Annotated in this window: 13 protein-coding genes; 5 read left to right on the plus strand and 8 right to left on the minus strand. The window is 35.6% G+C overall.

Annotated features, from left to right (window positions below; all coding sequences use genetic code 11):
* The first annotated feature begins 167 nt into the window (after nucleotides 1-167).
* On the plus strand, nucleotides 168-473 hold the full coding sequence (locus ACWA1F_RS23245) for a hypothetical protein (RefSeq protein ID WP_306159710.1): 306 nt from the start codon (nucleotides 168-170) through the stop codon (nucleotides 471-473).
* 45 nt (nucleotides 474-518) lie between these two features.
* Here the strand turns inward: ACWA1F_RS23245 and ACWA1F_RS23250 are convergent, their stop codons facing one another.
* From ACWA1F_RS23250 to ACWA1F_RS23280, 7 genes are all read right to left on the minus strand, one after another.
* Nucleotides 519-3260 carry a T9SS type A sorting domain-containing protein gene (locus ACWA1F_RS23250; protein WP_456897340.1) on the minus strand — a complete coding sequence of 914 codons (2742 nt, stop codon included), beginning with the start codon at nucleotides 3258-3260 and terminating at the stop codon, nucleotides 519-521.
* A gap of 385 nt (nucleotides 3261-3645) precedes the next feature.
* Nucleotides 3646-3948, minus strand: coding sequence for a DUF6787 family protein (locus tag ACWA1F_RS23255; protein WP_456897342.1), 303 nt, complete (start codon nucleotides 3946-3948; stop codon nucleotides 3646-3648).
* Between the two features lie 32 nt (nucleotides 3949-3980).
* Nucleotides 3981-4418, minus strand: a complete 438-nt coding sequence (locus ACWA1F_RS23260) for a DUF6146 family protein (protein WP_456897344.1) — start codon at nucleotides 4416-4418, stop codon at nucleotides 3981-3983.
* 238 nt (nucleotides 4419-4656) lie between these two features.
* A complete protein-coding gene (locus ACWA1F_RS23265) occupies nucleotides 4657-5220 on the minus strand; it encodes a DUF937 domain-containing protein (protein WP_456897346.1) in 564 nt (187 codons plus the stop codon).
* 104 nt (nucleotides 5221-5324) lie between these two features.
* Nucleotides 5325-6275 (minus strand): D-2-hydroxyacid dehydrogenase, encoded by a 951-nt coding sequence (locus tag ACWA1F_RS23270; protein ID WP_125719419.1) that lies wholly within the window; start codon nucleotides 6273-6275, stop codon nucleotides 5325-5327.
* A 191-nt stretch (nucleotides 6276-6466) separates the two neighbouring features.
* Nucleotides 6467-7537, minus strand: coding sequence for a 3-phosphoserine/phosphohydroxythreonine transaminase (gene serC, locus ACWA1F_RS23275; protein ID WP_306159721.1), 1071 nt, complete (start codon nucleotides 7535-7537; stop codon nucleotides 6467-6469).
* A 93-nt stretch (nucleotides 7538-7630) separates the two neighbouring features.
* Entirely contained in the window at nucleotides 7631-8695 is a 1065-nt protein-coding gene (locus tag ACWA1F_RS23280) for an acyl-CoA reductase (protein WP_456897348.1), read from the minus strand.
* A 137-nt stretch (nucleotides 8696-8832) separates the two neighbouring features.
* Between ACWA1F_RS23280 and ACWA1F_RS23285 the strand changes: the two genes are divergently transcribed.
* Both ACWA1F_RS23285 and ACWA1F_RS23290 read left to right on the plus strand, forming a co-directional pair.
* The gene (locus tag ACWA1F_RS23285) at nucleotides 8833-9183 is read left to right on the plus strand and encodes a 4Fe-4S dicluster domain-containing protein (protein WP_125719425.1); all 351 of its coding nucleotides are present in this window, start codon (nucleotides 8833-8835) and stop codon (nucleotides 9181-9183) included.
* Between the two features lie 171 nt (nucleotides 9184-9354).
* Complete coding sequence (locus ACWA1F_RS23290; RefSeq protein ID WP_456897350.1) at nucleotides 9355-10518, plus strand: peptidase associated/transthyretin-like domain-containing protein; 1164 nt, start codon at nucleotides 9355-9357, stop codon at nucleotides 10516-10518.
* Nucleotides 10519-10880: 362 nt separating this feature from the next.
* On the opposite strand, the gene ACWA1F_RS23295 is transcribed toward ACWA1F_RS23290, so the two are convergent.
* Nucleotides 10881-13547, minus strand: coding sequence for a TonB-dependent receptor (locus ACWA1F_RS23295; RefSeq protein ID WP_456897352.1), 2667 nt, complete (start codon nucleotides 13545-13547; stop codon nucleotides 10881-10883).
* A gap of 293 nt (nucleotides 13548-13840) precedes the next feature.
* On the opposite strand from ACWA1F_RS23295, the gene ychF reads away from it, so the two are divergent.
* Complete coding sequence (gene ychF, locus ACWA1F_RS23300; protein WP_125719432.1) at nucleotides 13841-14935, plus strand: redox-regulated ATPase YchF; 1095 nt, start codon at nucleotides 13841-13843, stop codon at nucleotides 14933-14935.
* Nucleotides 14936-15455: 520 nt separating this feature from the next.
* Nucleotides 15456-16133 (plus strand): TIGR02117 family protein, encoded by a 678-nt coding sequence (locus ACWA1F_RS23305; RefSeq protein WP_456897354.1) that lies wholly within the window; start codon nucleotides 15456-15458, stop codon nucleotides 16131-16133.
* The last annotated feature ends 4 nt before the right edge of the window (nucleotides 16134-16137 follow it).

Here is a 16137-nt window from a genome sequence, read left to right on the forward strand (position 1 = left end):
AAAATCTAAAATCTAAAATCTAAAATCTAAAATCTAAAATCTAAAATCTAAAATCTAAAATCGGTACGCAAATTGATATGGGAATAATGGAAATTAAATTTAAGAAAGAAATAATACAGTTTCGTAAATAATTTTTTAATTTCGATTAACTTAAAAATGAATGTGTTATGCAAGATTTAGAAGTTGTAGAAGATAACAGAATGTCAAAATTACTAATCGGATTGGCTTTAGATGGAATTGGAATGATTTCTTTTTCGATTCCGTTTTTGGGTGAATTTTCAGATGTGGTGTGGGCGCCCATCGCCGCGATAATTATGGCAAAAATGTACAAAGGACGAGTAGGGAAGGTTGCGAGTGTGCTGACTTTTCTGGAAGAGATTATTCCTTTTACAGACGTGATTCCGTCTTTTACCTTAACTTGGCTTTATACTTATTTCTTTACGCGACAGCCCAAAGAATTTAAGGAACAATAAAAAACATAGGCAGCTAAATTTTCTAGCTGCCTTTTTGTTTGAAACTTATTGAATAATAACTTTTTTGAGGTATAAAATTTTTCTGGTGTCTGGATCTGTCACTTTTAAGATATAAACCCCTTTTTTATTTATGGAAATATTTTCCTGCGTTTGTCCGCTTATAGTACGTTTTTGAATTTCTCTTCCAAAAATATCGTAAATTCTAAGTTCGGCTTCATCTACATCAACATCTAGTAAAATCGAGAAATTTCCTGTGTTTGGTACCGGCCAAACCTTGAAATTATCTATTAAATCTTTTATTACCTCATTAATAGGAGAAGTGGAATAACCGCTCAACACATTCACTTTTCGCGTCATTGTTCCGCCTTCAGAATCGGTAACGGTGAATTTGAAAGAGCATAAACCTTTTGCATTTGGTTTAAATTCTACCGTATTTCCAGACAATGTTGCATTTCCGTTTACAACCTGAGATAGAGAATAAGACACTCCGTTTGTAAAACCTCTAGATAATTTTTGAATATCAATGTATACTTTGTTTCCTAAAACAGCATCATAATGAGGTTCAGACATCCATTGTAAATATTTGTCCAGATTGGTGTAACCGTCTAAATCAGGATCTGCATTGGCATCTGAGAAATCTCCAATTCCAGAGTTAACATTGGTTCCAATTATATTTTCCCACCAGTTTGGCAATCCATCTTGATCGGTATCCCAGTTTTGAGGTCTAACAACAGTTGGATAATCTTCAAAACCTCCAACATCTGCTTCATTATCTGGAAACCCAGGTTTTCCTGTTACGCTTCCAACTGCAGAATAAGTGCCGTTTAGGGTTTCTGAAATAATTCGCTGATCGTGATCGTCAAATTCAGGTTGCGTGCATCCAACATCAGAAAGTACAATTTTATACGCATTTTTTGCAGATTGCGTCGTTACGTACGATGGGAAAAACGGTGCGTCTACGAAGTTGTTGTAAGGAACAGTATTGCCAGAAGCTTTTCTTCCTAAAGTCTGATTCGATTCGTCGAAATAGCCCGGCATTACATTTCCGTTAAAATAGCATCTTTGCATTCCAGTTCCAACTCCTTCGTTTTGCTGATTAAAAGCAACAAATATTTTAGATCCAGCGCCTGGTTTGTAATAATTATTTACAAAGTTCACTTCTTTAGTTCCGCCGTCGGTTGTTCTTCCGCCCCAGTTGTAAACGACATTGTTGGTGATGTCCATTTTTCCTGTATAAGCACCGCTTCCGTCTAGTCCACCGCCAAGACTCCAGTTTCGACCGTAGCAATGCGCTAATAAGTTGTGATGGAAACTTCCGATATCTCCGCCAATTGTAGCCGCATAACCATGTTCTGTTCCTGCTGGATAATTTTGATGGTTTGCCGCATTTAATGCTTCAGATATAAGAGTTCTTTGTAGCGTAATGTTTTTTCCAGATCGTGAACTGAAAGATTCATCAATCGTCCAGCTGATAGAGCAGTGGTCAATAATACTATTGTCTGCGCCTGTTAGTCCCATTCCGTCATACGTTGGTCCAGCGCCGAGTCTCACTCTTAGATTTTGTACAATCGCGTCGTTTCCTGTCACGCCAAATGGAGCCGAACGAATTGTAATTCCTTTTCCAGGAGCGGTTTGCCCAGCAACGGTAACATACGGTTGGCTAAGAACTAAACGAGATTGCAGTTGAATTACTCCCGAAGTATTAAAAACAATGGTTCTTGGACCGATATCATTGGTAACAGCTTCGCGTAAACTTCCTGGTCCGCTGTCATTTAAATTGGTAACGGCTACCACTTTTCCGCCTCGTCCGCCACGTGCAAAACGGCCGTAGCCTTCCGCTTCTGGAAAGGCAAGTTGTGCAGGACGAAAACGCCAAACATTTCCTTTTTCGACTCCATTTGCTAAAACTTCGTCAACACGCCAAAAATAAGTTTCTCCAGTGTACAATCCGTTTACTTGATAAGAAGTATTAGCTAAAGTTTGGTTTCCTTTATATTCTGGAGATGATGTCGTCGCGTTATCAACGGCTGACTGGTCAGTTCCAAAATAGACATTGTGCGAAACAGCATTTGCGGCAGCAGTCCATTGCAGTAATTTTCCGTCAGATGTTAATTCGACATGTTCATCGTTTTGCTTCGGATTTGGATTTGTGGCTTGATAAAAAATATTAGGCGTGTTTAGTTCAAAACCATTTAGCACGAAGTTTTTAATGTTTTCTGTTCCTGAAGTTTCTGCTGCCATCAGAATCACAACATCAGTTCCTGCAGTAGCTTCAAATTTTAAATAGGCAGATTTGGCATCGGCAGTTTTAGTTGCTCTTACAGTTGGAATCAAATTATCAACCACTAAATTTCCATCAACAGAAATATCAATCGGACTGAAAGTATTGGTTGTCGGGCTGTCTACGTTATTAAAAAAGGCTAATAAAGTATGTTCACCGGCTGTTAATCCGCTTATTCTAATCTCGATTTGAGCGCCGAGATTTGCGGTTGAACCTTTTACCGTAAGTCCGTCGCAGACTAATCGGGCGTAATAAGGAGCTTGAATTCCGGCTTTGTACCAATTGGTTCCTAAGTTATCTCCATTGTTTCCAACACGAGTAGCTGTAAAAGTAACTCCATTTTCGGTATAAGTGCTGGTGTTGCCAGAAGCGATTACCCAAGCGGTGTAATCAGGATCATTTACTTCTGCTTTAGGTCGTGCTGACTGATCAAAGTCAATTTTTACAATCGGATTTTGGGCAAAAATCTTGTTGACTGGCGCAATGAGACAAATTATCGTCGCCATTACGGAGATTTTAAAGTAATTTTTCAGCATTTCAAATTGTGGTTTGGTTAGTAAGTAATAACTTTAATTAGAAAAACTAAATAACTGATTATCAGTTTTAAGTAGTCTCGCTAACTATTGTAAAGTTTATTATTACTCCAAATAAAACTATCCTGCACCATCCTGTTCTGCTTGCTGAATTGTTACAGAAAAGGTGTTTAAAAAATGTAATATGTTTTTTATATGCTAAATTTTTAAAGACTTAATATCTGATAAATACTAGGGTTGATAAAAATGCATTCTGTAAAAGTGAGTTTAACGAAAAGAATAAAATTAAATCGAAAAATACGATTAAAGTAAAATCTTACCAGAACGGTTTTAATTAAAAAAAAGAAATAAAGTGGAATTAGTCTTTGAATAAAAATCCAAGTCCCATATTTTTAAGCATTTTCTTTTCGAAGTTCCAAAAGAATTTATACTGCCCAAAAATAGTTCCGATGGCAACTAATAAAACCTGATAAATAGGGAAAATAATAATAAGGCGAATCAGTGTAAACCAGCCTCCGAAATCTTCTTTAGTAATTCCGAGCCAAATGCAGAAAGGTTTAGACAGCCAAGCAGATGCCGATCCTGTGATGGCAAAAACGATAAGTATAATGACGGCTTGTAAATTGGAGGTAATTCCCCAACGTTTTTTTAATCTATTCATTGCTATTTGTAATGATTACAAATATAGTATTATTATCTTGATGGAACATAGCCCCAAAGCTTTTGTTTGTAAGTATTTTGAAAATAAATCATGTAATTGTAAATTAAGTAATTTACCTCGTAGCCATAATGAATGTCTGGGCGGTAGTCAATTGACATTTCGTATAAATTAGGATTATAACGCTGCGGCTGTAAAACACGATTATTCCATTCTGTTACATACAAATTGTTTTTATTTTCAAGATAAGATAATGAATGATAGTTTCTAGGATAAGCTCGGGAAGCAAGCCAGTTTGTAAATCCGTTGTCGATTATGATGACTTCGTATTCTAGTGAATCATTAGCGATTCTCACGGTATCATTTCCTTTTTTAATTGATGTAGCAGTATCAGAACTGGCAATATTCTTCGATGCCGTAGAACACGCAACAATAGTAAGTAAAACAATTAGTATGGAAATGCATTTTTTCATGTTTTAAATTTACGAATATTTGACGAGAGAAGAATAGGGTTTAACATCATTCTAAGATACTAAGCTTCTAAGTTTCTAAGCTTTTTTAGTTTCTGAGCTTCTAAGTCTGGAATACGGCTTTTTTTTTAGATAAAAAAAAGCCGTTTGCAGAACAAACAGCTTTAAGTATTTTACTTAAAATTTTAGATACTTAATACCTTAGAAGCTCAGTAGCTTAGCGCCTTAAAACCTTAGAAGGCTACTTCCCTCCAAATATCTTCCCGATAAATCCGGCGATTCCGCCTTTGCTTTTGGTAACTACGAGTACATCTGCAACATCTACTTTTCCGTCATTGTTTTGGTCAAGTCCAAATTGCATTCCGTATTTAGAGATGGTGTCCATTATTCCAGAAGCTTGTCCGCTGTTTCCGGAAATAGCACTTATTATATCTGAAATTTGAAAACTGCTATCGTTTGGATCTTTGGCTTTATTCACTAAAGAGCCTAAAATCTGCGGAATCAAATTAGAGGCAACTCCGTTTGAGTCTGCACTGCTTAATCCGAATTTTTGGCCAAGACTGCCGCTTAATTGCTGTTGAATTTGTTGTACTACTGGATTAGAACTGTCAATTGCTGTATTTCCATTAAATAAGCCAGCAATCTGATCGGTTCCGCCTTCAGAAACAATCTTTTTTAATCCTTCAAAAATAGAATTGCTTGTTTCGCTTATTACGGCTTCATTATGCTCATTTGGGACAGCGTTATTGTTTACAACAGCATCGCCTCCATATTGCTGTACTAATTGGGTCAATTGTTCAAACATAATATATAAGGTTTAAAATTACACGCCAAATTTAATAAAAAAAGAAAGGGATTTACTACAAATAAGTAGTAAATCCCTCTAAAGGTAATCTATTTTTTAATTACTTAGCTTAATAAAGTAATAATTTGTGAAGCTAATTCTGTTCCAATTCTATCTTGCGCTTCTCCTGTAGCTGCTCCAATGTGAGGAGTCAAAGAGATTTTAGAGTGCATTAAGATTGCCATTTCTGGTTTTGGTTCGCTTTCGAAAACGTCTAAACCTGCAAAAGCTACTTTTCCTGAATCTAAAGCTTTAACTAAAGCAACTTCGTCGATAACTCCACCACGAGCACAGTTTACGATACCAACTCCGTCTTTCATGATTTCAAGTTCTTTTTCTCCAATGATGTAACCATTTTGAGCAGGAACGTGCAATGTGATGAAATCTGATTCTTTAAATAAAGATTCTAAAGATTGAGAAACGATTTTAGTTGTGATTGACTGTCCGTCGAAAAATTCAACTTTAATATCAACCTCTGGAATAAAGCTATCAGCAGCGATAACTTTCATTCCTAAACCAAGAGCCATTTTTGCAGTAGCTTGTCCGATACGACCAATACCAACAATACCTAAAGTTTTTCCTCTTAATTCAGTTCCGTTTGCATAAGCTTTTTTCAAACCGTCAAAGTTTGAATCTCCTTCTAGAGGCATGTTTCTGTTAGAATCATGTAAAAAACGCACACCAGAAAATAAGTGTCCGAATACTAATTCTGCAACAGACTCTGAAGATGAAGCAGGAGTATTAATTACGTGAATTCCTTTGCCTTTTGCATAATCCACATCGATATTATCCATACCAACACCACCACGTCCGATGATTTTGATGCCTGGACAAGCATCGATAATATCTTTACGAACTTTAGTCGCACTACGAACTAAAATTACGTCAATGTTGTTTTCATTTATATAGTTAGCTACTTGTTCTTGAGCTACTTTTGTAGTGATAACTTCAAAACCACCTTTTTCTAAGGCTAGAATTCCACTTTTAGAAATTCCGTCATTTGCTAATACTTTCATTGTTGTGTTATGTCTTTGCGAGGAACGAAGCAATCTCATCCTCAATTTTAATTTTTCTTTTTTTTATTAGGAGCTAATCCCGCTATCCGTTACAATCTTTTTTGTTTTTAAAGAAAAAACAAAAAAGGATTTCCACTTCTATCGGGGCTAGGGCACCTGTCTTCGATTGTTGTTTTTGTGTAAGCTGAAAACTAAACTTTAGTTTCTAAAGCTTTCATTACATCAACTAAAACCTGAACGCTTTCAATTGGCATAGCGTTGTAGATAGAAGCTCTGTAACCACCAACAGAACGGTGTCCTGGCAATCCAGAAATGTTTGCTGCTTTCCATAAAGCGTCAAAAGTTTCTGTGTGCTCTGGGTTGTTCAATAAGAAAGTTACGTTCATGTTAGAACGGTCTTCTACTTTTGCAGCACCTTTAAACAATGGGTTTCTGTCGATTTCAGCGTAAAGTAATTCTGCTTTAGCGTTGTTTAATTTTTCAACAGCAGCGATTCCGCCTTTTTCTTTAATCCATTGTAAAGTTAAAAGAGAAACGTAAACAGCAAATACAGGTGGAGTATTGTACATACTTTCTCCTTTGATGTGTTTAGCGTAATCTAGCATACTAGGAATTGTTCTTCCGTTTTTGCCTAAGATTTCTTCTTTAATTACCACTAATGTAGTTCCTGCAGGTCCCATATTTTTTTGAGCTCCAGCATAGATGATATCGAATTTAGAAAAATCTAATTCACGTGAAAAAATGTCAGAACTCATATCGCATACAACTGGAACATTAGTTGATGGGAATTCTTTCATTTGAGTTCCAAAGATCGTGTTGTTGCTAGTGCAGTGGAAATAATCAGCATCAGCCGGAATTTCGTATCCTTTTGGAACGTAAGTATAATTGTCTTCTTTTGAAGAAGCTACGACAACAGTTTCACCGAAAAGTTTTGCTTCTTTGATCGCCGCAGTTGCCCACGTTCCTGAATCTAAATAAGCTGCTTTTCCGTTTTCTTTCATTAAGTTATATGGAGCCATTAAGAATGCTGTGCTGGCACCACCTTGTAAAAATAAAGCCTGATAACCTTTTCCCTGAAGTCCTAATAATTCTAAAGCAAGGGAACGAGCTTCCTCCATAACAGCAACGAAATCTTTGCTTCGGTGCGAGATTTCAAGGATAGATAACCCTGAATCATTAAAATTTAAAATTGCTTTTGATGCCTTCTCAAAAACTTCCTGAGGTAAAATACTTGGTCCTGCGCTGTAGTTGTGTTTTTTCATGGTTGTTGTTAATAGTCGAAAATTTTAAAGACGCAAATTTCGGCAATAAGAGCCGAAAAAGCGTTAAAATATTCGAAATAATTAAACAAATTATTACTTTGTTGTTAACAAAAACGTTATAGTATCGACATTATCTGCGTAATCCCACAATTGAGGTTTTTGCGTTTCTCCAAATGCAATACTATTTGCAGTTAAATTGCTGCTGACAATGCATTGAATTTGATCTGCATCTTCCTGAAGACGTTTTTTAAGTTCTTCAAGGTTGTTGTAATACTCATAAAAAACACTCGAGATAGGCGAGGCGTAGCTTGAATCTTCTTTTAATGTCAAGAATCCGTTATCTAATAATTTGAAATTACTCATTAAAAATACCGCTTTATTATAGTCATAATTGTTAGCGTATTTTTCGTAATGAATGACATCCTGATATTTAAACATAGCTTGAAAAAAAGCCTCAAAAGAATACTCTTTCGGAATGAAAAGTTTAGAAACATTTCGGCATCCTAAACCAAAATATCTGAAAATATCTTCACCTAAAGCTTCTAATTCGTCGTTAGTTTCTTTTCCTGTCAAAATCGCAGCAGAGTTTCTGTTTTTTCGAATAATCGATGGTTTGTCTTTAAAGTAATATTCAAAATAACGAGCAGTGTTGTTGCTTCCCGTAGCAATTACAGCATCGAAGTTTTCTAATTTTCCTTCTACGAAAGTGATGCTGTCTTTTAAATTTTCATCAACAGCAATTAAATATTTAGCCAAAAATGGCAATAAATGCTGGTCGTTTGACGAAGTTTTGATTAAAGCTTTATTTCCTGTAATTAAAACAGATAAAAAATCATGAAACCCTACAAGCGGAATATTTCCAGCTAAAATTAAAGCAACCGTTTTACCCGATTGAGCGGAGTCGAAAGAATAAGCAGAAAGCCATTTGTCAATATTTTCAGCTGTTAAGGCTTCTGCCCATGACTGTATGGAAAAATAAACCTGTTCTGGCGTATACCATCCATTATGAGATTGTGATAAACGAATCAGATTTTCGAAATCATCAAAGAAAATATCATTATATAAAACGTCAGATTTTGGCGCTGAAGCACCTTCAGAAAACTGACTTAGAAATTTTCCTAATTCAACAAAAACACTTTTTTTTGTTTCTAATGTCATAATGTTTGTTTATGAATTGTTTTGATTGTAATTTTGCACAAAAATAAGCTATATTACGTTATAAGGCAAAGTAGTTTTGAATCTTTCAATCTTTAATCTACAAAACCTATATAACTTTTAACAAAACGAAGAAAAAGATGGCAATTATTATAACTGACGAATGTATCAATTGTGGGGCTTGCGAACCAGAATGCCCTAATACAGCAATATATGAAGGAGCGGATGATTGGAGATATAAAGACGGAACAAGTCTTTCTGGAAAGATCGTATTACCTGATGGAACTGAAGTTGACGCTGATGATGCGCAAACTCCAATTTCTGACGAAATCTACTATATAGTACCTGGAAAATGTACAGAATGTAAAGGTTTCCACGATGAGCCGCAATGTGCTGCTGTTTGTCCTGTTGACTGTTGTGTGCCAGATGACGATCACGTTGAAGATGAAGAAACGTTATTAGAAAGACAATCGTTTTTACACGGAGAGTAATGGCTCGTGTACTTTAAAATATATAATCCTGAGTTTTTACTCAGGATTTTTTTTACCCTGTTATCAGGTAATTTTAAAAGTTAGTTTCTTGATAACGAATGTTTTGTTTTTTTTGACTGTTGCTTTATTGTTAAAAAAATAATACTTTAGTTGAAAATTTAACAAACGCCTATGAAGAGATTGCTACTTTTATTTGCTGTATTATTATTAAATATGAGCGTTTTTGCGCAAAGTGAAGAATATTCTATTATCGTAAAAGATATAGAAACGCAGCTTCCTATTGAGAATGCGACAGTGGTGATAATGAAAACCAAGCAAATTTTATTGAGCAATGAAGAAGGTAAGGTAACCTTTATGCTAACTGGCGGTTCTAATGTTCAAGTTTCTGAAACGAATTATGAAGATATAACAGTGCGCTGGACCTCTCTAAACGGAGATCAGAAATTTGTTATTTATCTTAAAAGTAAAGATAACAAACTAGATGAAGTGGTTTTGTCTAAAGAAGCGCCAGACAAAATACTGCAGAAATTAGTCAACAATTCTATAAAAAAAATCAGCATTTCGCATAGGCAAAAAGTATATGTGCGAGAGTTTTTTATGCTCGACAATCAATATTCGTATTATAATGACGGATTGGTCAATTTTCAGTTTGATAAAAACAACAATGCGACTACTTTGCTTGTGGAACAAAATAGATCTTACGGACTTCTAGAAACCGATATAAGTGCCGATTTGAGAGGGTATAATTTGAATAATATCATGGAGAATTATTCGAACTTTAAATATTTTGATCCACTTTTAGATTCGAAGTCAAGAAAAGAATATGATTTTACCATAAAAGGGCATTCTACAAATAAAGATTATTATGTAATGTCTGTGAGTCCTTTGGATAAAGCGAAGGAAGCAATTGATAATTTTCAGATAATTTATGATCCGCTGAAGAAACTTATTATGGAATTTACGATTTCGGTAACTCCATTAAATCTTGATAAAATTGAAGAAAAAACAAAGGAAGGCGAAAAAAATATGACGAAATCTTTTGTGAAAGTAAATTACCGCTGGGACGGAACAGATTATTATGTTTTGAGTTCTAATGAAGAAATCGGCTATAGCATTATTCAAAAAGAAAAGCCAAAAAATATACAGGTTCGAAACAGTTTTATAACTACAGGATTTAACAAACAAAATTTCACGTATAAAGAAAGTGATGTTTTTAAAGAAAAATCGCTTTTCAATAAAAAGAATAAAATCCTGACCAATTATTGGGATATTTCAGGTTTTACCGCAACCGATGAAGAAAAAGCTATCATCGCATCTTTAGAGTTTAAATTGTAATTAATAAATAGAAAAGAAAAATCCTGAACTGCGAAGTTCAGGGTTTTTTGTTTGTTGAATTAGACGAACTTTTTTTGTCAGGCTGAGCGGAGTCGAAGCCCCCGCAAAGATTGGCGGATTCTCTTTAACGAATTTCTGGCGTGTCCTTCGACTCCGCTCAGGAAGACAAAAAATGAGATAATATATTGTACAAAGTTTATGCTGTTTGTCAGGCTGAGCGGAGTCGAAGCCCCGCAAAGATTGGCAGATTCTCTTTGACGAATTTCTGGCGTGTCCTTCGACTCCGCTCAGGAAGACAAAAAATGAGATAATTATATTGTACAAAGTTTATGCTGTTTGTCAGGCTGAGCGGAGTCGAAGCCTTAGAAATTAAACCCAAGTCTCGCATAATAATACGCTCCGCTGAAACCCATTTGTACAGCATCCCAATAACCTCCAGCTTCTGTATTGCCTTGTTCATCCTGTTTTGTTGGATATACATTAAACAAGTTATTGCTTCCAATTGTTAGTTTTAAATTTTTAGTAAACTGATAGCCAAGCGTTAAGTCAGTAACAACTCTTGGGTTGTAAACATCATCTTCGTCAGCATAATCTACGAGAACTACTTTGCTAAATCTGGTAAAAGCCAAACCTGCATCAAATTTCTTTCTGTTGTATGTTAGATTTAAAGCAAATTTATTGTCTGGTGCAGAAGCTAATAAAAAGGCTCTTTCGCGTTTTCCAAAGAAAGTCGCTTCGTCTAAAGTACCATTTTGCACTTTGTCAATTTTCATGTCATTGATATTTCCAACCAAAGTTGCGCCGAATTGCGATTCGCCAAATGCCTTTTTCCAAGATAAAACCAAATCCAAACCATGAGTGCTTGTGTCTACACCATTAACAAAAAATTGGGCTTCAGAAACACCAAGATCTAAAGACGAAGCGTCAAAATATCCTGTAAGAACGATACGGTCTTTTACCTGAATATAATAACCGTCTACTGTAGCAGTAAAATCACCAAAAGAAGCCGTAAGTCCCAAAGAAGCATTTACCGCTTTTTCTTCATTTAATTTTTGGATTCCGAAAGCTCTTGTTACCGGACTGTCATTTGGAGCCAGTAAAACTTCAGTCGCACCGCTGGCATTAAAATTGGTAAAACGCAAATTATAGTAAATCTGAGCTAATGATGGCGCACGGAAACCTGTACTTACAGAACCTCTTAAATTAATATGATCTGTAATTTTAAGGCGTGAAGCTAACTTTCCGTTTAAAGTGCTTCCAAAATCGCTGTAATTTTCAAAACGAACTGCACCGCTTACCATTAAGGCTTCTGTAATATCCAATTCGGCATCAGTATAAAGAGAGAAGTTGGTACGGTCTTTATTAACTTCATTTGCTGGACTATAACCTGGGAAACCTTGAGAACTTCCCGGCCTCGGAATGGTTGGAGAAGAATCTGGATCTGTAGGATCATAATCTGGATTTGGAATTGTAGGTGCACTTTGAGTTGTCGGATCAGTAATAGGCTGTCCGTTGGTGTCGTAAGTGGTATAAGAACCTTCTTCTCCTGCAAAAATCTCAAATTGTTCGACTCTAAATTCTGCTCCAAAAGCAATATTTAAACCGCCTAAAATATCTCCGTAATTTTTTGAAATATCAAAATTGGTCGTGTTTTGAAGCAAGCTGTGGCCTCCAGCATCAAATTCATGAGGAGAATTTTCTTCTAGCGAAGCATTTATTGTTCCCTTAATATCGTATTGGAATTTATTTTTTCCGAAAGTATTACTCAAATCAAATTTCCATCCTCCAGCAGATTCTGTTCGAATTCCCGCAGCAATTGAATTATCATTTATTTTTGAAGTAATTCTTGGCGTATAACCGCCAGGATAAACCGATTCTACAACTCTTTCTCCGTCATTTCGGGTAAAAGCATAAGCATCGGTATCTCTAAAATTGCTTCCTCCAAAAGCATAAAATTCCGTTTTATCTGAAATTGGAATAGCAAGATTTGCAAATAAGTTTACACCTGTCATTTCAGCATCACCAAAACCTTTTCTAAAATCATAAGCAGGTCGTAATGTCTTGTTTTTATTTAAGAATTCTCCTGTAACATTTACGTATCCGCCTTTAGATCCAATTCCAGTTCCGTAATTTGCTGCAATTCTTACCGAACCTCCGTCAAAATCCTGATCTTTTCCGTACGAATTTCCGTTGCCATTTTTATCCAATCTATAACCTTTTGTATTTGGAGTTCCAGGTAAAAAATCACCTTTTGCATCAGTATTAAAAACTCCATAAGTAATAGATCCAGTTAATTCGTCTACAGTGTCATTAGTTACAATATTAATTACACCAGAAATAGCATCAGAACCGTATTGTGCAGAAGCTCCATCTCTTAAGATTTCAATTCTTTTAATAGAAGCTGCTGGAATGGCATTTAAATCTGTTCCTGTGTTTCCGCGTCCGCGCGTTCCAAACAAATTGATTAAGGAAGATTGATGTCTTCTTTTTCCGTTAATCAAAACCAAAGTCTGATCTGGCCCCATACCTCTCAAAGAAGCTGGATCTACGTGATCGGCTCCATCAGAACCAGATTGTTTATTCGCATTAAACGAGGGAGCTACATATTGCAAGAGTTGGTTAATTTCTATTTTTCCGCTTTGTGTAGTAACGTCTTTTACATTAATAACATCAATTGGAACTGCCGAATTAACAACTGTTCTTTTGGCGTTTCTTGAACCCACCACAACAACATCATTTAGAACCTGACCGTCGTTTTCGCTTAAAACAATTTCTAATTTTTCGCTTGAAGCGGATTTTTCAACTGTCGTAAATCCGACATAACTAAAAATTAATGTGGCGCCTTCTTTTACTTTGATTCTAAAGCCGCCTTCAAAATCAGTTGATACTCCGTTCGAAGTTCCTTTTTCAGTAACATTAACACCAGGCAGCGGATTGCCTGTTTTGTCTTTTACATGGCCCGAGACTTCTTTTTGGGCAAAGAGAAATGCTGAATGCAGCAGGAATATTAATAATGCAATCTTTTTCATGGTAACTGGTTTTTTGGTTTGTTTTTTGTTGACTAGTGTTATAAAAGTAATGTTTTTTAACAAAAACTTAATAAAATGTTTGAAAATTTTCAGAAATAGCGCTAAAATTATATTATTGAACATTTTTACTTCGCGCAAGAGCTATTAAATCTTATATTTGCAAAATTTTAAAGCCGAAAAATGTTATTTTGGCAGAAATAAAGAAAAACACGTAAAACATAATGCATTAAACAACAAGGTTTAATGTTTGAGATCTTTAAATAAGATCGAATAAATAATATACAAACAAACAGATGAAAGCAGGAATTGTAGGATTACCAAATGTTGGAAAATCAACATTATTTAATTGTTTATCTAATGCAAAAGCGCAAAGTGCCAACTTTCCTTTTTGTACAATCGAACCTAATATTGGTGTTGTAAACGTTCCAGATCCAAGAATTAATAAATTGGAAGAATTGGTAAAACCAGAGCGCGTTCAAATGGCAACTGTTGATATTGTAGATATTGCAGGTTTGGTAAAAGGTGCAAGTAAAGGGGAAGGTCTTGGAAACCAGTTTTTAGGAAACATTAGAGAGTGTAATGCTATCATTCACGTTTTACGTTGTTTTGACAATGATAATATCGTACACGTTGATGGAAATGTAAACCCAATTCGTGACAAAGAAACTATCGATATCGAATTGCAGTTAAAAGATTTGGAAACAATCGACAAACGTTTAGAAAAAGTAAAACGTGCTGCAAAAACTGGAAATAAAGAAGCGCAGACAGAAGAAGCTTTGTTAAACAGAATTAGAGAAGCTTTATTACAGGCAAAATCTGCTAGAACAATTGTTCCTCAAAATAATGACGAAGAAGTTTTGATGGAAGCTTTCCAATTGATTACTGCAAAACCAGTTTTATACGTTTGTAACGTTGACGAAAGCTCTGCTGTAAACGGAAACAAATATGTGGATCAAGTTCGTGAATTAGTAAAAGACGAAGATGCTGAAGTTATCGTGCTTTCAGTAGGAGCTGAGGCTGATATTACAGAATTAGAAAGCTACGAAGAGCGTCAGGTTTTCCTTGAAGATATGGGATTAGAAGAGCCAGGAGCATCAGTTTTGATCCGTGCGGCTTACAAACTTTTAAAACAGCAGACTTATTTTACAGCTGGTGTAAAAGAAGTTCGTGCTTGGACAATTAACATTGGAGCTACTGCACCACAAGCGGCAGGAGTTATCCACACTGATTTTGAAAAAGGATTTATCCGTGCAGAGGTAATTTCATATGACGATTACGTACAATACGGTTCTGAAGCAAAAGCAAAAGAAGCTGGAAAATTCAGAGTAGAAGGAAAAGAATATGTAGTGAAAGATGGTGATGTAATGCACTTCCGTTTTAACGTTTAATTCTTTTTTTAGAGTATAGAAGTTAGAAAATAGAATAAAGAAAATAGAAGGAACCGCTGGAGAAATTCAGTGGTTTTTTGTTTTTTACCGCATAGATTCGCAAAGAGTTTTCGCAAAGACACACTAAGGATTTTATTCACAAAATTTTCTGTAGAGACGCATTGCAGTGCGTTTACGTAAAGATTGGCGATTCTCTTTGAGGAATTTCTAACGTGTCCTTCGACTCCGCTCAGGAAGACAAAAAATGAGTAAAAATTATTCTATTATGTTTATTGCGATTTGTCAGGCTGAGCGGAGTCGAAGCCCCGCAAAGATTGTCGATTTGCTTTGTCGAGTTTCTAGCGTGTCCTTCGACTTCGCTCAGGAAGACAAAAAAAGAAACAAAAAATCCCTTTAAATCTGCGCTTTCGCGAAAGCGAATCCGTAAAATCCGCGTCCAATTTTCAACTGGCAGAATTTTTGGCTCAAAAATTGGTTAGAGAAAATTAACCAATTACTAATCTAAAATCAACCAATCAAAATGCTAAAAAAATCTTTCAAAATTTTAGGATGGACACTATTTGGGTTTTTCAGTTTTCTTGCTTTGTATGTTACATCAGTTCTAATCATTTCAAAAATCACGGTTAATTCTGATATTGAAAAAGTAGAAGAGGAAAATGCGATTCCGATTTATATTCTTTCCAACGGAGTACATACCGATATTGTAGTTCCGATTAAAAACGAAATCAAAGATTGGAGAAACGAAATTCAATTCAGCCAGACAAAATCAAAAGATTCGTTGATGAATTATATTGCTTTTGGCTGGGGAGACAAAGGTTTTTATCTCGAAACGCCAGAATGGTCAGACCTAAAAGCTAGCACAGCATTTAAAGCCGCATTCGGAGTCAGTTCATCGGCAGTTCATGCAACATTTTTCAAACAATTAAGAGAAGGCGATGACTGCAAGCGCATTTTGATTTCAAAAGAAAATTATCAAAAACTGGTAGACTATATTTCAGATAGTTTTAGCGATCCTCTTCATCCGCAATGGATTGAAGGTCATAGCTACGGTAAGAAAGATGCATTTTATGAAGCCAAAGGAAGTTATAGCTTATTTTACACCTGCAATACTTGGGCAAACAATGCTTTGAAAGCCGCCAATCAAAAAGCAAGTTTGTGGACAGTTTATGATAAAGGGATTTTTTGTCATTACAAATGATCTC

It is taken from the genome of Flavobacterium erigeronis, from assembly GCF_054075165.1.